Here is a 22460-nt window from a genome sequence, read left to right on the forward strand (position 1 = left end):
TTTCAAAAATGGATCGAACAATGCTGTTCCCTTGTGGAAGCTGGCCTGTGGGAGCAAGGCTTGCCCGCGATGCAAACACCTCGGTGTAACTGATGGACCGGGGCGATGCCATCGCGGGCAAGCCTTGCTCCCACAACTGCATGAGGTTCTAGATATCCGCCAGCGCCGACACCAGGATCGCCTTGATGGTGTGCATGCGGTTTTCCGCTTGCTCGAAGGCGATGTTGGCCGGCGATTCGAAGACCTCTTCGGTCACTTCCACACCGTTGGCCAGGTTCGGATAGCGGGCGGCGATGTCCTTGCCGACCTTGGTTTCGCTGTTATGGAACGCCGGCAGGCAGTGCATGAATTTCACCCGCGGGTTGCCCGAGGCCTTCATCATTTGCGCGTTGACCTGGTAGGGCAGCAATTGCTCGATGCGCTCATCCCAGGCTTCCACTGGCTCGCCCATGGACACCCAGATGTCGGTGTGGATGAAGTCCACGCCCTTGACCGCTTCCTTCGGGTCCTCGGTGATGGTGATGAGCCCGCCACTTTCGGCGGCGAAGGCCTGGCACTGGTCGATGAAGTCCTGATGCGGCCAGAGTGCTTTCGGTGCGCCGATGCGTACGTCCATGCCCAGCTTGGCGCCGATCATCAGCAGCGAATTGCCCATGTTGTAGCGTGCGTCGCCCAGGTACGCGTAGCTGATGTCATGCAACGGCTTGTCGCTGTGCTCGCGCATGGTCAGGGTGTCGGCGATCATCTGGGTGGGGTGGAATTCGGCGGTCAGGCCGTTGAACACCGGCACCCCGGCGAACTTGGCCAGTTCCTCGACGATCTCCTGTTCGAAGCCACGGTATTCGATGGCGTCGAACATCCGCCCCAGCACCCGGGCGGTGTCTTTCATGCTTTCCTTGTGGCCGATCTGCGACGACACCGGGTCGATGTAGGTGACGTGGGCGCCCTGGTCATGGGCCGCGACTTCGAAGGCGCAGCGGGTGCGGGTCGAGGTTTTCTCGAAGATCAGCGCGATGTTCTTGCCCTTGAGGTGCGGCTGTTCGGTGCCGGTGTACTTGGCACGCTTGAGGTCGCGGGACAGGTCCAGCAGATAGTGCAGCTCGCGATTGGTGTGGTGCATCAAGCTCAGCAGGCTGCGGTTGCGCATGTTGAAAGCCATGATTTGGATCTCCTTGGGTTCGGTTATCCCCTGGGCCGGTCTCTGCCGTGGGATGGAGAGCGGTGCCGGTCCAGGCTCAAAGGTCAGTAGTCGATTGGGTCGCGGATGATCGGGCAGGTCATGCAGTGACCACCGCCCCGGCCCCGGCCCAGTTCGCTGGCGCTGATGGTGATGACTTCCACACCGGCCTTGCGCAGCAGGGTGTTGGTGTAGGTGTTGCGGTCGTAGCCGATCACCACGCCCGGCTCCACGGCCACCACGTTGTTGCCGTCATCCCATTGCTCGCGCTCGGCGGCGAAGCTGTTGCCGCCGGTTTCCACTACTCGCAGCGCCTTCAGCCTGAGGGCCGAGGCGACGGTGTCGAGGAAGCTGCCTTCCTCGCGACGTATATCGATACCGCCGGGCTTGCTTTCGTCTGGGCGCAGGGAGAAGGCGACGATCTGGCTCACCACTTCCGGGAAAACCGTCACCAGGTCGCGATCGCAGAAGCTGAACACGGTGTCCAGGTGCATGGCGGCGCGGGATTTCGGCAAGCCGGCGACGATCACCCGTTCCACGGCCTTGTGCTTGAACAGGTTCAGCGCCAGTTGGCCGATGGCCTGGCGGGACGAACGTTCGCCCATGCCGATCAGCACCACGCCGTTGCCGATGGGCATCACGTCGCCGCCTTCGAGGGTCGCGTTGCCGTGATCCTGGTCCGGGTCGCCGTACCAGATCTGGAAGTCAGCCTGGGTGAACTCGGGGTGGAATTTGTAGATGGCGCTGGCCAGCAGGGTTTCCTGGCGGCGCGCCGGCCAGTACATCGGGTTCAGCGTCACGCCGCCGTAGATCCAGCAAGTGGTATCGCGGGTGAACTGGGTGTTGGGCAGCGGTGGCAGGATGAAGCTGGAGTGCCCGAGGAAGTCGCGGAACATCTGGATGGTCTTGCCACCGAAGCTGTCCGGCAGGTCATCGGCCGAGACGCCACCGATCAGGAATTCGGCGATATGGCGCGGCTCCAGGCTGCGCAGCCACGAACCGACTTCATTCACCAGGCCCAGGCCCACCGAGTCGGCGGTGATCTTGCGCTGCAGGATCCAGTCGAGGGCTTCGGGGATGGCGACGATGTCGGTCAGCAGGTTGTGCATTTCCAGCACGTCGATGTCACGCTCGCGCATCTTGGTGACGAAATCGAAATGATCGCGCTTGGCCTGGTTGACCCAGATCACGTCATCGAACAGCAGCTCGTCACAGTTGTTCGGGGTCAACCGCTGATGGGCCAGGCCTGGGGAACACACCATGACTTTACGTAATTTACCGGCTTCGGAATGAACGCCGTATTTCACTTTTTCCGTGGTCATTACAAATCCTCCAGTTAAAACAATCAGCCAGCTACAAGGTCAGGAAGCCGTCGTAGAGCCCATAGGCAGCCACCAGGGCGCCTGCGATCACTGCGGCGAAAATCAGCTTCTCGACAGAGGTGAAAACCGGTTTGCCCAGCTCGTGCTTGGCTTTGGCGAACAGGATCGCGCCGGGGGCGTAGAGCAGGGCGGAGAGCAGCAAGTACTTGACCCCACCGGCATACAGCAACCACATCGCGTAAATCAGGGCGATGGCGCCGATGATCAGGTCCTTGCGGCGTTCGGCCAGGGCGTTTTCGTAGGTCTCGCCGCGTACCGCCAGCAGCACTGCGTAAGCCGCCGACCACAGGTAGGGCACCAGGATCATCGAGGTGGCGAGATAGATCAGAGACAGGTAAGTGCTGGCCGAGAACAGGGTGATGACCAAAAACAGCTGGACCATCGCATTGGTCAGCCACAGGGCGTTGGCCGGTACGTGGTTGGCGTTCTCCCGGCGCAGGAACTCGGGCATGGTGTGGTCCTTGGCGGCGGCGAACATGATCTCGGCGCACAGCAACACCCAGGACAGCAGGGCGCCGAGCAGCGAGATGATCAGGCCGACGCTGATCAGCACCGCGCCCCAGTGCCCCACCACATGCTCCAGCACGGCAGCCATGGACGGGTTCTGCAATTTTGCCAATTCAGGCTGGGTCATGATGCCCAGGGACAATACGTTCACCAGCACCAGGAACAGCAGCACGGTGATGAAACCGATCACGGTGGCCTTGCCCACGTCGGTACGTTTCTCGGCCCGGGCGGAAAAAATACTCGCACCTTCGATGCCGATGAACACCCACACGGTGACCAGCATCATGTTGCGCACCTGGTTCATCACACTGCCCAGATCCGGGTTCTTCAGGCCCCAGATGTCGGCGGTGAAAATATCGAGCTTGAAGGCGAACACCGCGATCAGCACGAACAGCACCAGCGGTACGATCTTGGCGACGGTGGTCACCAGGTTGATGAACGCCGCTTCCTTGATGCCGCGCAGCACCAGCCAATGCACCGCCCATAACAACACCGAGGCGCCAATCACCGCGGCGACGGTGTTGCCCTCACCAAAAATCGGGAAGAAGTAGCCCAGGGTGCTGAACAACAGTACGAAGTAACCGACGTTGCCCAACCAGGCGCTGATCCAGTAGCCCCAGGCCGACGAGAAACCCATGTAGTCGCCGAACCCGGCCTTGGCATAGGCATACACACCGCTGTCCAGATCGGGTTTGCGGTTAGCCAGGGTCTGGAACACGAAAGCCAGGGTCAGCATGCCGACGGCGGTGATGGCCCAGCCGATCAGCACCGCACCGACATCGGCACTGGCCGCCATGTTTTGTGGCAAGGAAAAGATCCCGCCACCGATCATCGAGCCGACCACCAGTGCAACCAATGCACCCAATCGAAGTTTTGCGGGGGTATCAGACATTTGCGAGACTCCAGCGCAGGAGAAGAGAGTCAACAGACTAAGTCGATTTGAAAGTTGAATAGCTGATCTGGATCAGTGCATGGCAACATTCCATTGTTAATGAAGAAGTTAACAGCGTCCGTGGGTGTCTGTAGTGCTTGGAAGGCCCGTTTCGTGCGGCTTCGGCGAGGGTGTTGGAAGTTTTCCTCGCCTTAGGATTATTCACGCTAGTTGATTTTCACTGAGTCGCAACTATTTTGTAGGCTGCCTGCATGACAGAAATAATCGTGCCGCATGGTCTTTTAAATTAACGTCTTGGATAATGGACAGGACATAAGCTTGTGGACTTTGCGGGGGTGACGTTATTCAAAAACGTTATGTCGCTTTATTTACTTATTTAATAGTGAGAGAACATGTCGCAGCCGATTGAAAAGTTGCCACTTGGCGCCCTGGTCGCCCTGGTGGTGGGGTCGATGATCGGAGGTGGGATCTTTTCCCTGCCGCAAAACATGGCGGCTCGGGCCGACGTCGGTGCGGTGCTGATCGGCTGGGCCATTACCGCCGTCGGCATGCTGACCCTGGCCTTCGTGTTCCAGACCCTGGCCAACCGCAAGCCGGAATTGGACTCGGGCGTGTATGCCTATGCCAAGGCCGGGTTCGGTGACTACATGGGCTTCTCGTCGGCCTGGGGCTACTGGATCAGCGCCTGGATGGGCAACGTCGGTTACTTCGTATTGTTGTTCAGTACCTTGGGCTATTTCTTCCCGGTGTTCGGTCAAGGCAATACGCCGGTGGCTATCGGGTGTGCATCGTTGCTGCTGTGGGCGGTGCATTTCCTGGTGCTGCGTGGGATCAAGGAGGCGGCGTTCATCAACCTGGTGACCACGGTGGCCAAGGTCGTGCCGCTGTTGATGTTCATCGTCATGGCCGCCGTGGCCTTCAAGGCAGAGATTTTCACCCGCGATATCTGGGGCGTGCTGAGCCCGGACCTGGGCAGTGTGATGGACCAGGTGCGGCACATGATGCTGGTCACGGTGTTCGTGTTCATCGGTATCGAAGGCGCCAGCGTGTATTCGGCACGGGCAGAAAAACGTGCGGACGTAGGGCGTGCGACGGTGATCGGGTTCCTCGGGGTATTGGCGCTGCTGGTACTGGTGAATGTGTTGTCCCTGGGGGTCATGAGCCAGCCTGAACTGGCGCAGTTGCAGAACCCGTCCCTGGCCGGCGTCCTGGAGCACATTGTCGGGCCGTGGGGCGCCTTGCTGATCAGTGTCGGATTGGCGGTGTCACTGCTCGGCGCTCTGCTGTCCTGGGCGTTGCTGTGCGCGGAAATTCTCTACGCCACCGCCCGGGACAAGACCATGCCCGCGTTCCTGACCAAGGAGAATGCCAACCATGCTCCGGTCAATGCGCTGTGGCTGACCAATGGCATGATCCAGCTGTTTTTGTTGATCACCCTGTTTTCCGCAGGCACCTACACCAGCCTGATCTATCTCGCCTCGTCGATGATCCTGGTGCCGTACCTGTGGTCGGCGGCCTATGCGGTGCTGCTGTGCGCCCGCGGGGAAACCTATGAACAGGCCTCGGCCCGGCGCATGAAAGACCTGTGCATCGGTGGCGTTGCGCTGTGCTATGCGGTGTGGCTGCTGTATGCCGGTGGGGTGAAATACCTGCTGCTGTCGGCGCTGTTGTATGCGCCGGGGGTGATCCTGTTTGCCCAGGCCAAGCGTGAGCAGCGGCAGCCGTTGTTCACTCACATGGAGAAGGGCGTCTTTGCGTGTGTGATGTCCGGGGCGGGCTTGGCGGCTTATGGGTTGTACAGTGGGTTTTTGACACTGTGAGGCGAAGGTCACCTTTGCGGCGGGTTAGAGGCGGCCGTTGTGGCGAGGGGATAAATCCCCTCGCCACAATGTCTTGCTCGCATTGGCGGCTATCACCACTGCGCGCGATGTGCACCCAGTTCAGCCGCCGGCAAGGTCCATTGCAGCGGTGTCCCGGTAATTTTCAAGGGCACCTGCAGGCGATGGGCCGGTCCCCAGGGTGTCTGCTCGACCAGCAGTCCCTGATCATCGGCGGCCTCGGCGCGCAATGGGGTTGTGTCCCCTGCGCCATGCTCGATCAACAGCTTCGCCGTACGCGCGAGTGACAAGCGTGCCGAGCCGCCGTGACCGCTTGCCAGGCGCCGGGACAACAACACTAGGACGCTGGCCGCCAGCAGATAGCCGGTGCCGTGATCCAGCGCTTGCACCGGCAGCGGTGTCGGTTTGTCGGTGTGTGTCCAGCCCATGCCGGCGTCGGCAATGCCGCTGCTCATCTGCACCAGACTGTCGAAGCCGCGCCGGTTCTGCCACGGGCCGCTCCAGCCGTAGGCGTTGAGGCTGACGTCGATCAGGCCCGAGGCTATCTGCCGGCGCTGCTCGGCGCCATAGCCCAGGCGTTCCAGGGCGTCGGCACGGTAGCCATGCAGGAGAATGTCGGTGTCCTTGAGCAGAGCCTCGAATGCCACGCGATCTTCAGCTTGGTGCAAATCCAGGCGAGCGCAGCGTTTGCCCAGGGTGACTTCCGGCACTACGCCGGGTTCGTTCCAGGTCGGTGGGTCGATGCGCAGCACGTCGGCCCCCAGGCCCGCGAGGAAGCGACTGGCGACGGGGCCGGCCAGTACGCGGGTCAGGTCCAGTACCTTGAGGCCCGCCAGTGGCTGGGTCACGGAACCGAGCCAGGGCTTGCGCTGCTCTCCAGGCGTTTCACTCAGGTGCACCAGCGGCTCGGCATTGACTGCCAGGCCTTGAGGGTGGGTTTGCCATGCCTGCCATGAACGCATCTCGGCGGCGCAACCGCCCGCGTCGACCACCGCCTGCTCCAGCTCGGCCTTGTTCCAGCGGGCCACCCTGGCCGCCATGTCGGCGCGGTCGGTGCAGGTGCCGAGGACTTTTTCCGCGGCCAGGCGATGATGCGGCGCGTTGGTGTGCAGGCGAATCCAGCCGTCGGCGCTGGCATAGTCGCCGGCCACCGGGTCCCACATCGGCGGCACGCTCCAGCCGACGGGGCGCAGGGAGGTGGAGAACCAGAACGACGCCAGGCGCCGATCGACCTCCACAGGCGGCAGGCGGCCGGTTTGCTGGTGGATGAGCTCGGCGGCGGCCTGGCCGGCCGCGGCGATGCTGGCGCAAGCCAGCTCCGTGACGGCGAACGCCGAGGGCAGGGCACCGTCGCCGGTGAAGGTGATCGGGGTCGTGGGCAAACCAAGCGCGGCTTGCATGGACGTGAGCAGAACTGACATCGAAAGCCCTCCGGTACGAGAGGGCGATCATAGTTCAAAATCCCGTTGGGGGCTGCTTTGCGGCCCAGCGGGAACAAGTGCCCTGTACCTGTTCCGGTCGCGACCAGATCCACAGGTTGCCCAGGCCCATGCCCAGGAGTGCCAGATAAACCGGCCAGCCGTGGTCAAGCATCACCAGCATCAATCCGGCGCAGAACAGCATGCTGGCGGTGGCACCGAGCTTGGCCCGGCGCGGGATGATTTTTCCGTTGCGCCAGTTGTGCAGCATCGGCCCGAACAACCGATGGTTCTCCAGCCAGGCGCTCAGGCGCGGCGAACTGCGGGTTGCGGCCCAGGCGGCCAACAGGATGAACTCGGTCGTCGGCAGGCCGGGCACGACGATGGCGACCAGGCCGATGGCCAGGCTGGTGTAGGCGAGCAGGGCGAAGAGCAGTTGGGTGAGTTTCGTGGGACGGTTCATCAGTATCTTTCACGCATACGCATGTCCTCGTGGGAGCGAGCCTGCTCGCGATAGCGGTGTGTCAGGCGCCATCATTGGAGCTGACACACTGCAATCGCGAGCAGGCTCGCTCCCACAAGGGACAGCGGTGAATTTTCAGGCCAACTCGACCGCATAGGCATGCTCTAGCAACACCGTAAAGCGGTTGAAGGCATCCAGCGCGCCTTGGTCCGCCTCGGCTTCCTGCTGCTCGGTGAAGGCCAGGCCATCGAGGGTGCGGGTGAAGGTTTTCCAGCCTTCGGCGCGCCCGCCAGCGGGTTCCGCCAGGTGCCGGGCGCCGAAGGTTTCGCTCAGCCCCAGGCCCACGGCACGCTTGATCAAGAATGCGGCGCCGAGCTTGGAGCCTTCGGAGACGAACAGCCAGCCCAGGGCTTCGGCCGGGGTCGGGTTTTTCACCGCTCCGGTCACTGGCGTGGGGACTTCGGTGTCCAGGTCTGCCAGATCCGCCTTGGCCGCTTCTGCCCGGCAACGGGCCGGCAGGTCGGGGATCAGGGTGGACAGTTCGGCATCGTTGTACAGCGCCATCAGTTCCGATTGGAACAGGTACTGGGCCACGACGAAGCGGGCGAAGCTGGCCGGGGTTTCGAAGGGGGCGTGGGCCTTGACCAGTGCGTCGAGCTTGCTGTGGGGCTCGTGGGTGATCTGGTTCAGGCGTTGGGAGCGTGAAGTGGGATGTTGTGTGGTCATGGAAAACTCCTTCGAATTAGAACGGTGTGGCGAGGGGCTGTGGGAGCAAAGCTTGCTCGCGAACAGGCGCCTCGATCTCTGAAAAGACCGCATGGCCTTCATCGCGGGCAAGCCTTGCTCCCACATGACCCTCCTCACTACGGGGATTTGTTTGGCCTGGGCAACCGAGTCAGATATCCCAGATCAGGTTCACCGCGAAGTTACGCCCGGGCGCCGTCAGGCGATCGAGGTTGGCGGGGTTCAGCACCGCCGCTTCGCCGACGCTGTCGTAGCCGCGCACGTCATCCCACAGCCAGTACTTCTTGTCGGTGAGGTTGTAGAGACCGCCGCTGACGGTGATGTCGTCGGTCACCTTGTAGAAGCCGCTCAGGTCGAGAATGCCGAAACCCGGGGTCTTGAACTGGCTGCTCACGCCATCGGGCGAGTTGAAGTTGCTGTCGTCGACGCGGTCCTTTTTCTTGACCAGGGTCCAGCTGAGCAAGGTGCCGTAGTGGTCCTGGTCGTAACCCAGGCCGAACACGCCGGTCAGCGGGTTGACGCTGTTGAGCGGTTCGCCGGTGTCGGCGTTGCGTCCGTAGGCGTAAGCCACCGAGCCTTGGGTGTACAGGCCCTTTGGCGCGCCCAGCACGTCCAGTTCCAGGCGTCCCCTGGCTTCGACGCCCTTGATGGTGGCGTGCTTGATGTTGTTGCTCTGGAAGGTCAACTGGTTGGCGCCGGGGGTGATGGCGTCCTCGTTGATGAAGTCGCGGTACTTGTTGTAGAACACCGCCACGTCGAACGAGCCGGCGTCGAAACGGCCGCGCAGGCCTGTCTCGTAGCTTTTGCTTTTTTCCGGCTCCAGGTCGGGGTTGGGCTCCACGCTGTAGCCAGCGCCGGGGTTGTCGAAACGCCCGTACAAGGCCTTGGCGGTCGGGGTGCGGAAACCCTCGGCGTACTGTCCGTACCAGGTGTACTGGTCGGTCAGGGCATAGGTCATGCCGAACTTGGGCGAGACGCGGTGCCAGGTCTTGTTCTTGTCGCTGACTTCACCGCCACTGGTTGGGTCCACGGTGTTGAGGAACTCCTCGGTCAGGTGGGGTTTGAGGCGGGTGTAGTCGTAGCGCAGGCCGGGTGTGAAGGTCCAGCGGTCCCAACTGATCTGGTCCTGGGCGAACAGGCTGTAGGTGTCGATGGTCGGATCCGGGAAATCACTGGCTTTTGCCAGCACGTCCCGGGTGCTGATGGCGCCCACTGCTGAACAACCCACGCCTACCGCCAGGCACACGCCATTGCCACTGCGCGAACCGGTGACTTTCTGTTGCTTGATCGTGGTGCCGTAGGTCAGGGCGTGATCGGTGTCGGCGACGTTGAAGGCCTTGTCCAGTTGCGCGTCGAAGACCCACTGTTTTTCTTCGTAGAGGGTGTCCCGGGTGCGCAGCACCTGGCGGGTGATGGGGAAGTAGAACTCGGCGGTGCTCTGGTCGGTCTTGGCGATCTGGTAGTTCAGGCTCCACTTGACGTGGTCGGCCAGCAGGCTGTCGAGGGCGAAGCTGTGCTCCAGGCCGAAACGCTCGCGGCTGATGGTGTCGTTGCCGGTGCGCCACTGGTACATGCCGCCGGGCAGCATGGAGGTGGGGATTGTGGGGCGGCCGTTGGAGTAGGGGCCGCCATAGGCGCTTTTCAGATCGGTGTCGCGGTCGTCCTTGTATTTCTCGTAGACCAGGCCCAGGCGCGCGTCGTCGTTGTAGTTCCAGCCGAGCTTGGCCAGCACGTTGTTGGCGCGCACGTCTTCCGGGTTGGCGGCGGTACGGTCCAGGCCGGTGCCGTTGTGGCTGCCGTAGGATTCGGTTTCGTGACCGTCGCGTTGGCTGTAGTGCAACAGGCCGTCGAACGGCCCGCTGCGACCGGCGACGGTGGCGGACTTGAGCCAGCTCTCGTCGGCGGAGCTGTAGCCGGTCTTCAGGCGAGCGCCAACGTCCTGGCCTGGTTTGATGATGTCATCCGGATCGAGGGTGAAGTAGCTGACGGCACCGCCAATGGCATTGCTGCCGTACAGCACCGAGGCCGGGCCGCGCAGGATTTCCACACGCTTGACGATTTCCGGGTCGACGTAGTTGCGCTGGGTCTTGGCATAGGGACCGTTGAAAAAACCATCGGGTACTTCCACGCCGTCGACCTGGGTCAGGATCCGGTTGCCGTCGATGCCGCGGATGTTGTAGCCGCTGATGCCGCCGCGCTGGCCCGCGCCGCCCACCGATACGCCCGGTTCATAGCGCACCAGGTCCTTGAGGGTGTTGACGTTGTTGCGGTCCAGTTCCTGGCGGTCGTGGACAGTGACCGTGCTCGGTACGCTGGTGATGTCCTGTTCCTGGCGGGTGGCGCTGATGGTTACCTGTTGCAACTCCAGCGTGCTGCCGGTACTGCGCTTTTGCAGGATGATGCTGTTGTCGCCCAGCTTGCGGTAGCTCAGGTTGGTCCCCACCAACAGGCGCTCCAGGGCTTTGTCTGGTGGCAGCGAGCCGCTCACCCCTGGCGAGGCGACGCCTTCGGCCAGTTCCGCCGGCATGCCGACTTGCCAGCCTGTGACAGCGGTGAATGCATTCAGGGCCGAGACCAATGGCTGCCGGGCAATGGCAAAGGTGTAGTCGCCCGTGTTGCGTGCGGGGGGTTGCACCGTGGCGGCGGCCAGGGCGAGCGGTGCGGTGCCGGCCATCAGGATGGCGGCGGTGAGCAGTGACAACGTGCAAGAGGGGGCAAGAAACCGGCAAGTAAGGCGAGAGGACATCGATAGCGCTCCGTGTCGCATCTGTTATAGGTGCAGACTCACATCCGTGGATGCGAATCAATTGCATTGGCTATAACGAGACGAACCAGCGAAGCCTATCGAGTAAAAATAATTCTCATTCAGTTCAGGATCACCAGCGCCGGGAACTCCTGGAGCCGCGCCGAGGTGATATGGGCCAGCGAGCGGACCACGTCCAACGGCTGGTCGAGGCGGTAATTGCCGGTCACGGCAACGTTGGCCAACTGTTCGTTGCTGTTGATGATCCAGCCGGGGTAGTAACGGCGCAGCTCGGCCAGTACCTGGCTCAGTGGCCGGTTCTCGAACACCAGCCGACCCTGGACCCAGGCCAGGTCCGTGTTGGCATCGAGCCGGGCCGGGCGGTCGAAGCCGTTGGGACCTATGCGGATGCTTTCGCCAGCGGACAGCCGTACATGGGTGTCGTTGCGGTTGGCCCGCAGGTCCACATCGCCGCGCTGAACCTGGACCTGGGCCACGCCGTCGAGGTAACGCACGGCGAAGGTGGTGTCGCTGACGCTGGCCGTGACGGGGCCGGCATCGATTTGCAGCGGCAAGTTGCGGTTGCCCGGCACTTCGAAAAACGCCTCGCCCTTGTACAGGCGCGCCACGTGCCGTTGTTCATTGAACGTGCTGGAGAAGGCCGAGTCGGTGTTGAGCAGGACCTGGGAGCCGTCCTCCAATTGCAGGCGCTGGCGCTCACCGACCACGGTCAGGTGGTCGGCCTGCAAGCGCAGGGGCAGGTCGCTGAAATTGAACAGGCCGAGAAGCAGCACGGCGGCGGTGGCCAGGGGCTTCCAGTGGGCACGCAGGCGCGACAGCGCGGTGACCCTGGGCGTGGCGTCGAGTCGACGGGCACTTTCCATCACCTGCGGGCCGTTCCAGATCGCCTGGGCCCGGGCGAACGCCTCGCCATGGCGTGGATCGGCCGCCAGCCAGGCGTGGAACTGCCGCGTCTGTTCCTCGCTGGGGTTGTCCAGCAGGATCAGCCAGTCCAGCGCCTGTTCCATGGCATGGGCGGTTTCCTGCGTCGCAGTCGGCTCAGCAGAGCGGTGATTGTCCGTCACAGTGGGATCTCGGTATTAGCGGCACGGGCCCAAGCTACAAGTTGGACGCAGCAAGTGGCAAGTCTGTAGGCAGTTCATGGCCTGAAGCGTGAGGCAGGTCACTGCTCACCGTGGCTGCGTTCCGCCACACCCACACAGATCGCCATGATCAGTTTCAGTTCCTTTTGCACGGTACTCAGGGACACGCCCAGCCGTTCGGCGATTTCCTGATAACTGTGGCCATGCAGGCGGCTGAGGATGAAGATCTGCTGCTGTCGCGAGCTCAGGGCTTGCAGGCTGACATTCAGGCGCTCGAGCAGTTGCTGGGCGTGGGCGGCGTCCTCGGCACTGCTCTGGGGGGCGACGACGTTGTGGACGACTTCCAGCGGCACGTCATCGAGCAAGGTCCGTGACTGGATACGCCGGGCACGCAGATGGTCCCGCGCCAGGTTGCGGGCGGTCTGGAAAACAAAGGGTTCGAGGTGTTCGACCGTGCGTTCGCCCAGTGCGCGGGTCACGCGCAGGTAGGTTTCCTGAAGCAGGTCTTCGGCGGTGCTGGGGTTGCTGACCATGCGCTCAAGGGTGCGCAGCAGCGGCGTGCGCTGGGCGAGGAAGACGTGATGAAAGCGCGATTGACTCACGGTAGGGCCCGATCCGGTTTGAGTAGATGATAATGCTTATCATCTACGGAGCGGGTCAAGCGTTCATTCATTGGCGCCGAAGCAAATGTGGGAGCGAGCCTGCTCGCGATAGCGTCGTATCAGCCAGCACAGTGTTGACTGATAGACCGCTATCGCGAGCAGGCTCGCTCCCACACTACAAGGCGCGGCCGGCTCTGCGAGGATTACTCGGCGTTACACAACGCCAGGCAGTTATCGAGCATGCGGTTGGAGAAGCCCCATTCGTTGTCATACCAGGCCAGTACCTTGAGCAGCTTGCCGCTGACCTTGGTGTGGTTGGCGTCGAAGATCGACGACAGCGGGTTGTGGTTGAAGTCACTGGAGACCAGCGGCAGGGTGTTGTAGCCGAGGATCTTGGAATGCTGGCTGGCGTGGCGCAGCAGTTCGTTGACGTCTTCGGCCGATGCTTCGCGCTTGAGCTGCACGGTGAGGTCGACCAGGGACACGTTGATCACCGGTACACGTACCGCCATGCCGGTCAACTTGCCCGCCAGTTCCGGCAGCACCAGGCCCACCGCTTCGGCGGCGCCGGTCTTGCTCGGGATCATGTTCTGGGTGGCCGAACGGGCGCGGTACGGGTCGCTGTGGTAGACGTCGGTCAGGTTCTGGTCGTTGGTGTAGGCATGAATGGTGGTCATCAGGCCGCTTTCGATGCCCAGTTCGCGGTGCAGCACCTGGGCCACCGGGGCCAGGCAGTTGGTGGTGCACGAAGCGTTGGAGATGATCTGGTGGGACTGGCGCAGGATGTCGTGGTTCACGCCATACACCACGGTGGCATCGGCGCCCTTGGCCGGGGCCGAGATGATCACCTTGCGCGCGCCGGCGCTGATATGGGCCGCCGCTTTGGAACGATCGGTGAACAGGCCGGTGCATTCGAACACAACGTCGATTTTTTCAGCGGCCCAAGGCAGTTCGGCCGGGTTGCGGATGGCGCTGACCGAGATGCGGTCGCCATTGACCGTCAGGCTTTCGTGATCATGCTGTACCTCGGCATCGAAGGTGCCGTGGACGGTGTCGAACTTGAGCAGATGGGCATTGATCGCACTGTCGCCCAGATCGTTGATGGCGACGATCTGCAAGTCGCGACGATAGCCTTGGGTATACAGTGCTCGGAGGACGTTGCGGCCGATGCGGCCAAAACCATTGATTGCGATTCGAAGAGTCATTAACTGCGCCGCCGTCGATTTGTTGTTGGAATTACAAGATTATTCGCATAAAAATAGAAAACAAGCCTTTTTAGTGGCAATATTTTGTTTTATCTACAACGAGTGACCTGAATCAACTGGTCCGAACGGTCAATAAACAGTCTGCCGCCTCGCCTTTACACAGCGTGCGGCGGGCTTTTGACCAGCATAGACAATCAGGTCGCCACACCCGTTAGCCTGGAGTTCTACACATGCATCCCCGCGTTCTTGAGGTCACCGAACGGCTTATCGCCCGCAGCCGCGCCACGCGTCAGGCTTACCTTGCATTGATCCACGGTGCAGCCAGCGACGGCCCGATGCGCGGCAAGCTGCAGTGCGCCAACTTCGCTCACGGTGTGGCCGGTTGCGGCACCGAAGACAAACACCACCTGCGGATGATGAACGCCGCCAACATCGCCATCGTGTCGTCCTATAACGACATGCTCTCGGCCCACCAGCCCTACGAAACCTTCCCGGAACAAATCAAGAAAGCCCTGCGCGAAATCGGCTCGGTCGGCCAGTTTGCCGGCGGTACGCCAGCGATGTGCGACGGCGTGACCCAGGGCGAGGCGGGGATGGAACTGAGCCTGCCGAGCCGCGAAGTGATCGCGCTCTCCACGGCGGTGGCGCTGTCCCACAACATGTTTGATGGCGCGCTGATGCTTGGCATCTGCGACAAGATCGTGCCGGGCCTGATGATGGGCGCGCTGCGCTTCGGTCACTTGCCGACCATCTTCGTGCCGGGCGGGCCGATGGTCTCGGGCATTTCCAACAAGGAAAAAGCCGACGTGCGCCAGCGCTATGCCGAAGGCAAGGCCACCCGCGAAGAGCTGCTGGAATCGGAGATGAAGTCCTACCACAGCCCTGGCACCTGCACCTTCTACGGCACCGCCAACACCAACCAGTTGCTGATGGAAGTGATGGGCCTGCACTTGCCTGGCGCCTCGTTCGTCAACCCGAACACGCCGTTGCGCGATGCCCTGACCCGCGAAGCGGCGTTCCAGGTCACGCGCCTGACCAAGCAAAGCGGCAACTTCATGCCCATCGGCGAAATCGTCGACGAGCGCTCGCTGGTCAACTCCATCGTTGCGCTGCACGCCACCGGCGGCTCCACCAACCACACCCTGCACATGCCGGCCATCGCCATGGCGGCAGGCATCCAGTTGACCTGGCAGGACATGGCCGACCTTTCCGAGGTGGTGCCGACCCTGAGCCACGTCTACCCGAACGGCAAGGCCGACATCAACCACTTCCAGGCTGCGGGCGGTATGTCGTTCCTGATCCGTGAACTGCTGGAAGCCGGTTTGCTCCACGAAAACGTCAACACCGTGCTCGGTCATGGCTTGAGTCGCTATACCCAGGAACCGTTCCTGGAGGATGGCGAGCTGGTGTGGCGCGACGGCCCGATAGAAAGCCTCGACGAAAACATCCTGCGCCCGGTGGCCCGCGCGTTCTCGCCTGAAGGTGGCCTGCGGGTGATGGAAGGCAACCTGGGGCGTGGGGTGATGAAGGTCTCGGCCGTGGCCCTGGAAAACCAGATTGTCGAGGCGCCGGCGATGGTGTTCCAGGATCAGCAGGACCTGGCCGATGCATTCAAGGCCGGTTTGCTGGAGAAGGATTTCGTCGCGGTGATGCGCTTCCAGGGCCCGCGCTCCAACGGCATGCCGGAGCTGCACAAGATGACGCCATTCCTCGGTGTGTTGCAGGACCGTGGCTTCAAAGTGGCGCTGGTGACCGATGGGCGCATGTCCGGCGCGTCGGGGAAAATCCCGGCGGCCATTCACGTCAGCCCCGAAGCTTATGTCGGCGGTGCGTTGGCCCGGGTGCAGGAGGGCGATATCATCCGCGTCGATGGCGTCAAAGGCACCTTGGAATTGAAGGTGGACGCCGAGGAATTCGCCGCGCGCACGCCGGCCAAGGGCCTGTTGGGCAACAACATCGGCACCGGTCGTGAGCTGTTCGGTTTCATGCGCATGGCCTTCAGCTCGGCGGAGCAGGGCGCCAGCGCCTTCACTTCTGCCCTGGAGACGCTTAATTGAAACTGGCTTTGGTCGGTGATATCGGTGGGACCAACGCACGTTTCGCGTTGTGGAAGAACCACAACCTGGAAAACATCCAGGTGCTGGCGACGGCGGATTACGCCTGCCCTGAAGATGCCATCCAGGTTTACCTGAGCGGCTTGGGCTTGAAACCGGGCGCCATCGGTTCGGTGTGCCTGTCGGTGGCCGGTCCCGTGAGCGGCGATGAGTTTCGGTTCACCAACAATCACTGGCGCCTGAGCAACCTGGCGTTCTGCAAGACCCTGCAGGTGGAGAAGCTGTTGCTGGTCAACGACTTCTCGGCCATGGCCCTGGGCATGACCCGTTTGCGTCCCGATGAATACCGGGTCGTCTGCGAAGGTACCCCGGAGCCGATGCGTCCGGCGGTGGTGATCGGGCCGGGCACCGGGCTGGGCGTCGGTACGCTGTTGGATCTGGGGGAAGGCCGTTTCGCGGCGTTGCCGGGGGAGGGTGGCCATGTCGACCTGCCCATGAGCAGCCCGCGGGAAACCCAGCTGTGGCAGCACATCTACGACGAGATCGGCCACGTCAGCGCCGAAACTGCCCTGAGCGGCAGCGGTTTGCCACGGGTGTACCGGGCCATTTGCGCGGTGGACGGCCATGTGCCGGTGCTCGACACTCCCGAGTCCATCACCGCAGCTGGCCTGGCTGGCGATCCCATTGCCCTGGAAGTGCTCGAGCAGTTCTGCCGCTGGCTGGGGCGCGTGGCCGGCAACAACGTATTGACGCTGGGCGGGCGCGGCGGCGTCTACATCGTCGGTGGCGTGGTCCCGCGGTTCGCCGATTTCTTCCTCGAAAGCGGCTTCGCCCGCTGCTTCGCCGACAAGGGTTGCATGAGCGACTACTTCAAGGGCATTCCGGTCTGGCTGGTGACTGCGCCGTACTCCGGCCTGATGGGAGCGGGCGTGGCGTTGGAGCAATCGACCCCCGTTTAAAGTTGAAATGTGGTCTCCTGTGGGAGCGGGCTTGCTCGCGAAGGCGGTGTGTCATTCAATATTTTCGTTGTCTGACACACTGCCTTCGCGAGCAAGCCCGCTCCCACAATGGTTTAGCGATGTTTGTAGTCCTCATCCATCAGGCATAATCGCCGCAATCCAAACAACAAGGACGAGGCCCCGTGAGTTCAGTGAACAAATCGATTTTGTTGGTCGACGACGACCAGGAGATTCGCGAACTGCTGGACACTTACCTCAGTCGTGCGGGTTTCCACGTGCGTACCACGCCCGACGGCGCCGGGTTTCGCCAGGCGCTGAACGAGGCGCCGAGCGACCTGGTAATCCTCGATGTGATGCTGCCCGATGAAGACGGCTTCAGCCTTTGTCGCTGGGTTCGCCAGCACCCACGCCAGGCCCATGTGCCGATCATCATGCTCACCGCCAGTTCCGACGAGGCCGATCGGGTCATCGGTCTTGAATTGGGCGCCGATGATTACTTGGGCAAGCCTTTCAGCCCGCGTGAATTACAGGCACGCATCAAGGCTCTGCTGCGCCGGGCGCAGTTCGGCCAGGAGCGCTCCGGCAGCGAAGTGCTGGCCTTCGATGAATGGCGGCTGGACATGGTCAGCCATCGGCTGTTCCACACTGACGGTGAAGAGGTGATTCTCTCCGGTGCCGACTTCGCCCTGCTCAAGTTGTTTCTCGACCATCCCCAGGAAATCCTCGATCGCGACACCATCGGCAATGCGACCCGTGGGCGTGACCTGATGCCTCTGGATCGGATCGTCGACATGGCGGTCAGTCGCCTGCGCCAGCGCCTGCGTGACACCGAAAAGCCGCCGCGGCTGATTCGCACGGTGCGTGGCAGCGGCTATCAACTGGCGGCCAGTGTGGTTGCCAGCAATGGTCATTGATTGGGTCAAGAAAGTCGCTCGGCGGGTGCCGTTACCGCGCTCATTGCTGGGACGGATGCTACTGCTGACCTTGCTGGTGGTGCTGTTCGCCCAGACCCTGTCCAGCCTGATCTGGGTCTCGCAACTGCGCGCTACCCAGCTCGAAGGCCTGGTCACCAGCGCCCGCAGCCTGGCCCATTCGATGACTGCCAGCGTCAGTTACTTGCGTTCGCTACCCGTGGCGTACCGGCCGTTGGTGCTGGACCAGCTGCGCAGCATGGGCGGTACGCGGTTTGTCGTGACGCTCAACGATAAGCCCCTGGGCATGGACGTGCTGCCGGTCACGCCGCGCAAGCTGGCGGTGCTCAAGGCAGTGGACGATGTGCTGCGGCGCTCATTGGGCAGTAACGCCGATATCTCGGTGAATTTTGTCAGCCCCGACGACCTGCGGATTTTCAACGCCGGGCTCAAGCTCGATGAATTGCCCCGCTCGTGGGCTCACTATGCCCTGACCCTGGAGCCCGTGAACCCCCCGGTGCTGGTCACGCAGATCCAGATGGCGCCAGGCGAATGGCTGTACATCGCTTCGTTGCTGCCCGAGCCCTACACCAGCCTTGAAGAACAAGACTTGCCCAAGCAACAGGTCGGTTTCATCGTGCTCACCAGTAGCTTGTTGCTGCTGTTCATTGGTTTGCTGGTGCATTGGCAGAGCCGGCCCCTCAAGCGTTTGGCGCGGGCGGCGCGGGACATGTCCCTGGGCGCCGAAGTGGAGCCGGTGGCCGAGGGCGGCGGCAGCGAAGTGGTGGAGGTGGGGCGGGCGTTCAATGCCATGCGCGAACGCATCAGCCGTTACCTCACTGAACGCAGCCAGTTGTTCAGCGCGATTTCCCACGACTTGCGCACGCCGATCACGCGGCTGCGCTTGCGGGTCGAACTGCTGGAGGACGAAAACCTGCAAGCCAAGTTCGGCCGCGACCTGGACGAACTGGAATTGTTGGTCAAAGGCGCGCTGCAATGCGTCAAGGACACCGACATTCACGAGAACATCGAGCCGGTGGATCTCAACCATGTGCTCGATTGCCTGGTCGAACCTTACCTGGCGCCCAACGGCAACGGCCGGGTTACCCAGGATGGCCGGGCGCTGGCACCGTATCCCGGCAAGCCGCTGGCCCTCAAACGTTGCATAGGCAACCTGATCGACAACGCGTTGAAATACGGGCAGAACGCCCACCTGCATATCGATGACGATGAAACCGCGTTCATCCTGCACGTCGACGACGAAGGTCCGGGCGTACCGGAACAGCGCCTGGAGCAAGTCTTCGAGCCGCACTTTCGCCTCGCCGGGCAACAGCAGGGCTATGGCCTGGGCCTGGGCATCGCTCGCAACATCGCCCACAGCCATGGTGGTGAAGTGAGCTTGCAGAACCTGCGCGAGGGTGGGTTGCGGGTGACGTTGCAGTTGCCGCGCAGTGTGGATTGATTGGACTGCGTTATCGTTCATCGCGAGCAGGCTCGCTCCCACAGGGTTCAGTGGTGGACACAAAAATTGTGTACACCATGGCGCTCAATGTAGGAACGAGCCTGCTCGCGATGGCGCCATGAACCTCAATACATCTCTCCAGGGAAATGTCACAAGTCGGTGACATAACTCGTCCCTTTCGTTACCTGCCGCCCGTCATCCCTTGTTTAGACTCCCTGCGTCAAAACAACAAAAAAGGTACCTCCCGATGGACACCTTCCAACCGGCCTTCAGCAGTTGGCTGAACGCGCCTGCCCACCAGCGCTGGCTCGCCGACGAAGGCTTGCGGCTGCTGGCGTTCGCCAAGGCCTCGAAGCTGCCGGACGGCTTTGGCAACCTGGACGAGCACGGCCATCTGCCGGCCGACGCCCGGGCCGAAACCATGAACACCGCGCGCATGACCCACAGCTTCGCCATGGCCCACATTCAGGGCCTGCCGGGCTTCGCCGAGCTGGTGGATCACGGTATTCAGGCCCTCAGCGGCCCGTTGCGCGACGCCGAGCACGGTGGCTGGTTTGCCACGACGCGACCCGATGAAGACGGCGCCGACAAGGCTGCCTACCTGCATGCCTTCGTCGCCCTGGCCGCCAGTTCCGCGGTGGTGGCCCAGCGTCCCGGCGCGCCAGCGTTGCTGGACGAAGCGGTGCGGATCATCGACACACATTTCTGGAGTGAAGAAGAGGGCGCCCTGCGCGAGTCCTTCAGTCGCGACTGGAGCGTCGAAGAGCCCTATCGCGGTGCCAACAGCAACATGCACGCCACCGAAGCCTTCCTGGCCCTGGCCGATGCCACCGATGATCCTCGCTGGCTGGCCCGCGCCCTGCACATCGTCGAACGGGTCATCCACGGCCATGCCGCCGCCAACGATTACCTGGTGGTGGAGCATTTCGATCGCCATTGGCAGCCTTTGCGCGAGTACAACCAGGACAATCCCGCCGACGGTTTCCGCCCCTACGGCACCACCCCCGGCCACGGTTTCGAATGGGCGCGGCTGCTGTTGCACCTTGAAGCTGCCCGGGTGCAGATCGGCATGCTGACCCCGGGTTGGCTGGCCCAGGACGCGCAGAAACTCTTCGACCAGAACTGCCGCCATGGCTGGGACGTCGATGGTGCGCCAGGCATCGTCTACACCCTGGACTGGGACAACCGCGCCGTGGTTCGCCATCGCCTGCATTGGGTTCACGCTGAAGCGGCGGCGGCCGCCAGCGCCTTGCTCAAGCGTACCGACGAGGCAAAATACGAAGCCTGGTATCGGCGCTTCTGGGAGTTCTGTGACAAACACTTCATCGACCGCTGCAATGGCAGTTGGCATCACGAACTCGACCCGCAAAACCGCCCCAGCGCCGACATCTGGCCAGGCAAGCCGGACCTGTATCACGCCTGGCAGGCGGTGCTGATTCCGCGCTTGCCCCTGGCACCGAGCATGGCCACGGCCCTGGCGAAACTTTCCAGTCCCGCGCCTGTGTAACCATGTCGTGACATTTACGCGTCCCTTCGTTACCTGCGAAGGGATTTCCCCTGTTTAGAATCCATGCAGCGCAAGCACCAGACTTGCATGCATAACAACAAGAAAGGTACTTCTAGATGAATGCGATTTCTCGCCTCGCTACTGTCATTTCTCTTGCTTCCCTGCTTCCCGTCGCAGCATTCCCTGTCAGCACCCTTGCCGCCGAATCCAAAGGTTCCGTGGAAGTCGTCCACTGGTGGACGTCGGGTGGCGAAAAAGCCGCGGTCGATGTGCTCAAGGCTCAGGTAGAGAAAGACGGCTTTACCTGGAAGGACGGCGCTGTCGCCGGCGGTGGTGGTTCCACTGCCATGACCGTGCTCAAGAGCCGCGCCGTGGCTGGCAACCCACCGGGTGTCGCCCAGATCAAGGGCCCGGACATCCAGGAGTGGGCGTCCACCGGGCTGCTCGACACCGACATCCTGAAAGACGTCGCCAAAGAAGAGAAGTGGGACAGCCTGCTCGACAAGAAAGTCTCCGATACCGTGAAGTACGACGGTGACTACGTCGCCGTGCCGGTGAACATCCACCGCGTCAACTGGCTGTGGATCAACCCGGAAGTCTTCAAGAAAGCCGGTATCACCAAGAACCCGACCACCCTCGAAGAGTTCTACGCCGCCGGTGACAAGCTCAAGGCCGCGGGCTTCATTGCGCTTGCCCACGGTGGTCAACCTTGGCAGGACAGCACCGTGTTCGAAGCCGTGGTGCTCTCGGTCATGGGCGCCGATGGTTACAAGAAGGCCCTGGTCGATCTGGACAACAAGGCGCTGACCGGTCCGGAAATGGTCAAGGCTTTGACCGAGTTGAAGAAAGTCGCGACCTACATGGACGCCGACGGCAAGGGCCAGGACTGGAACCTGGAAGCGGCCAAGGTCATCAACGGCAAGGCCGGCATGCAGATCATGGGTGACTGGGCCAAGAGCGAGTGGACCGCCGCGAAGAAAGTCGCCGGCAAGGACTACGAGTGCGTAGCGTTCCCGGGGACCGACAAGGCGTTCACCTACAACATCGACTCCCTGGCGGTGTTCAAGCAGAAAGACAAAGGCACTGCGGCTGGTCAGCAGGATATCGCCAAGGTCGTGCTGGGTGAGAACTTCCAGAAAGTCTTCAGCATCAACAAGGGCTCGATCCCGGTGCGCAACGACATGCTCGGCGACATGGCCAAGTATGGGTTCGATTCCTGCGCCCAGACCGCTGCCAAGGACTTCCTGGCGGACGCCAAGTCCGGCGGCCTGCAGCCGAGCATGGCGCACAACATGGCGACCACGCTGGCGGTACAAGGTGCGTTCTTTGACGTGGTGACCAACTACATCAACGACCCGAAAGCCGACCCTGCCGATGCCGCCAAGAAACTGGGCGCAGCGGTGCAGGCTGCCAAGTAATTAGCGCCGCGGTCCCTTTGTGGGAGTGAGCAAGCTCGCTCCCACAAAGGGAATGTTTTGTAGTCTTTTTCTCTT

Annotated in this window: 17 protein-coding genes; 7 read left to right on the forward strand and 10 right to left on the reverse strand. The window is 62.2% G+C overall.

Annotated features, from left to right (window positions below; all coding sequences use genetic code 11):
- Positions 1 to 148: 148 nt before the first annotated feature.
- From PSH86_RS06380 to arcD (PSH86_RS06390), 3 genes are all read right to left on the reverse strand, one after another.
- Positions 149 to 1159, reverse strand: coding sequence for an ornithine carbamoyltransferase (locus tag PSH86_RS06380; RefSeq protein WP_305488676.1), 1011 nt, complete (start codon positions 1157 to 1159; stop codon positions 149 to 151).
- 83 nt (positions 1160 to 1242) lie between these two features.
- Positions 1243 to 2499: an arginine deiminase gene (arcA, locus tag PSH86_RS06385; RefSeq protein WP_305488678.1), complete on the reverse strand. Its 1257-nt coding sequence runs from the start codon at positions 2497 to 2499 to the stop codon at positions 1243 to 1245.
- 31 nt (positions 2500 to 2530) lie between these two features.
- A complete protein-coding gene (arcD, locus tag PSH86_RS06390) occupies positions 2531 to 3958 on the reverse strand; it encodes an arginine-ornithine antiporter (protein ID WP_116831614.1) in 1428 nt (475 codons plus the stop codon).
- 392 nt (positions 3959 to 4350) lie between these two features.
- On the opposite strand from arcD (PSH86_RS06390), the gene arcD (PSH86_RS06395) reads away from it, so the two are divergent.
- A complete protein-coding gene (gene arcD, locus PSH86_RS06395; protein WP_305488684.1) occupies positions 4351 to 5778 on the forward strand; it encodes an arginine-ornithine antiporter in 1428 nt (475 codons plus the stop codon).
- A gap of 92 nt (positions 5779 to 5870) precedes the next feature.
- Here the strand turns inward: arcD (PSH86_RS06395) and PSH86_RS06400 are convergent, their stop codons facing one another.
- The 7 genes from PSH86_RS06400 to gap all read right to left on the reverse strand — a co-directional run bounded on the left by PSH86_RS06400 (position 5871) and on the right by gap (position 14074).
- Entirely contained in the window at positions 5871 to 7217 is a 1347-nt protein-coding gene (locus PSH86_RS06400) for a CoA transferase (protein WP_305488687.1), read from the reverse strand.
- Positions 7218 to 7251: 34 nt separating this feature from the next.
- Positions 7252 to 7677 carry a YbaN family protein gene (locus tag PSH86_RS06405; RefSeq protein WP_305488690.1) on the reverse strand — a complete coding sequence of 142 codons (426 nt, stop codon included), beginning with the start codon at positions 7675 to 7677 and terminating at the stop codon, positions 7252 to 7254.
- Between the two features lie 135 nt (positions 7678 to 7812).
- Positions 7813 to 8403, reverse strand: coding sequence for a biliverdin-producing heme oxygenase (locus PSH86_RS06410; protein WP_305488693.1), 591 nt, complete (start codon positions 8401 to 8403; stop codon positions 7813 to 7815).
- Between the two features lie 169 nt (positions 8404 to 8572).
- Entirely contained in the window at positions 8573 to 11167 is a 2595-nt protein-coding gene (locus PSH86_RS06415; RefSeq protein WP_305488695.1) for a TonB-dependent receptor, read from the reverse strand.
- A gap of 119 nt (positions 11168 to 11286) precedes the next feature.
- Positions 11287 to 12249, reverse strand: coding sequence for a FecR domain-containing protein (locus PSH86_RS06420; RefSeq protein WP_116831619.1), 963 nt, complete (start codon positions 12247 to 12249; stop codon positions 11287 to 11289).
- A 98-nt stretch (positions 12250 to 12347) separates the two neighbouring features.
- Positions 12348 to 12869 (reverse strand): RNA polymerase sigma factor, encoded by a 522-nt coding sequence (locus PSH86_RS06425; protein ID WP_109755738.1) that lies wholly within the window; start codon positions 12867 to 12869, stop codon positions 12348 to 12350.
- Between the two features lie 203 nt (positions 12870 to 13072).
- Complete coding sequence (gene gap / locus PSH86_RS06430) at positions 13073 to 14074, reverse strand: type I glyceraldehyde-3-phosphate dehydrogenase (protein ID WP_109755739.1); 1002 nt, start codon at positions 14072 to 14074, stop codon at positions 13073 to 13075.
- Between the two features lie 230 nt (positions 14075 to 14304).
- Between gap and edd the strand changes: the two genes are divergently transcribed.
- The 6 genes from edd to PSH86_RS06460 all read left to right on the forward strand — a co-directional run bounded on the left by edd (position 14305) and on the right by PSH86_RS06460 (position 22385).
- A complete protein-coding gene (edd, locus tag PSH86_RS06435; RefSeq protein ID WP_305488702.1) occupies positions 14305 to 16131 on the forward strand; it encodes a phosphogluconate dehydratase in 1827 nt (608 codons plus the stop codon).
- The gene (locus PSH86_RS06440; RefSeq protein ID WP_305488705.1) at positions 16128 to 17087 is read left to right on the forward strand and encodes a glucokinase; all 960 of its coding nucleotides are present in this window, start codon (positions 16128 to 16130) and stop codon (positions 17085 to 17087) included. The genes edd and PSH86_RS06440 overlap by 4 nt, the downstream gene beginning before the upstream one ends.
- A gap of 182 nt (positions 17088 to 17269) precedes the next feature.
- A complete protein-coding gene (locus tag PSH86_RS06445; protein ID WP_109755742.1) occupies positions 17270 to 18001 on the forward strand; it encodes a response regulator in 732 nt (243 codons plus the stop codon).
- On the forward strand, positions 17991 to 19460 hold the full coding sequence (locus PSH86_RS06450; protein ID WP_109755743.1) for an ATP-binding protein: 1470 nt from the start codon (positions 17991 to 17993) through the stop codon (positions 19458 to 19460). The genes PSH86_RS06445 and PSH86_RS06450 overlap by 11 nt, the downstream gene beginning before the upstream one ends.
- Positions 19461 to 19707: 247 nt before the next feature.
- Positions 19708 to 20967 (forward strand): AGE family epimerase/isomerase, encoded by a 1260-nt coding sequence (locus PSH86_RS06455; RefSeq protein WP_163855075.1) that lies wholly within the window; start codon positions 19708 to 19710, stop codon positions 20965 to 20967.
- Between the two features lie 116 nt (positions 20968 to 21083).
- Complete coding sequence (locus PSH86_RS06460; RefSeq protein WP_109755745.1) at positions 21084 to 22385, forward strand: ABC transporter substrate-binding protein; 1302 nt, start codon at positions 21084 to 21086, stop codon at positions 22383 to 22385.
- Positions 22386 to 22460: the final 75 nt, after the last annotated feature.

The sequence above is a fragment of the Pseudomonas sp. FP2300 genome (assembly GCF_030687595.1).
Lineage (GTDB): Bacteria > Pseudomonadota > Gammaproteobacteria > Pseudomonadales > Pseudomonadaceae > Aquipseudomonas > Aquipseudomonas bijieensis.

Excerpts from the sequence above, each read along its gene's own strand:
- PSH86_RS06380 (WP_305488676.1), bottom strand. The coding sequence starts at position 1,159 with ATGGCTTTCAACATGCGCAACCGCAGCCTGCTGAGCTTGATGCACCAC.
- arcA (WP_305488678.1), bottom strand. The coding sequence starts at position 2,499 with ATGACCACGGAAAAAGTGAAATACGGCGTTCATTCCGAAGCCGGTAAA.
- arcD (WP_116831614.1), bottom strand. The coding sequence starts at position 3,958 with ATGTCTGATACCCCCGCAAAACTTCGATTGGGTGCATTGGTTGCACTG.
- arcD (WP_305488684.1), top strand. The coding sequence starts at position 4,351 with ATGTCGCAGCCGATTGAAAAGTTGCCACTTGGCGCCCTGGTCGCCCTG.
- PSH86_RS06400 (WP_305488687.1), bottom strand. The coding sequence starts at position 7,217 with ATGTCAGTTCTGCTCACGTCCATGCAAGCCGCGCTTGGTTTGCCCACG.
- PSH86_RS06405 (WP_305488690.1), bottom strand. The coding sequence starts at position 7,677 with ATGAACCGTCCCACGAAACTCACCCAACTGCTCTTCGCCCTGCTCGCC.
- PSH86_RS06410 (WP_305488693.1), bottom strand. The coding sequence starts at position 8,403 with ATGACCACACAACATCCCACTTCACGCTCCCAACGCCTGAACCAGATC.
- PSH86_RS06415 (WP_305488695.1), bottom strand. The coding sequence starts at position 11,167 with ATGTCCTCTCGCCTTACTTGCCGGTTTCTTGCCCCCTCTTGCACGTTG.
- gap (WP_109755739.1), bottom strand. The coding sequence starts at position 14,074 with ATGACTCTTCGAATCGCAATCAATGGTTTTGGCCGCATCGGCCGCAAC.
- edd (WP_305488702.1), top strand. The coding sequence starts at position 14,305 with ATGCATCCCCGCGTTCTTGAGGTCACCGAACGGCTTATCGCCCGCAGC.
- PSH86_RS06450 (WP_109755743.1), top strand. The coding sequence starts at position 17,991 with ATGGTCATTGATTGGGTCAAGAAAGTCGCTCGGCGGGTGCCGTTACCG.
- PSH86_RS06455 (WP_163855075.1), top strand. The coding sequence starts at position 19,708 with ATGGACACCTTCCAACCGGCCTTCAGCAGTTGGCTGAACGCGCCTGCC.
- PSH86_RS06460 (WP_109755745.1), top strand. The coding sequence starts at position 21,084 with ATGAATGCGATTTCTCGCCTCGCTACTGTCATTTCTCTTGCTTCCCTG.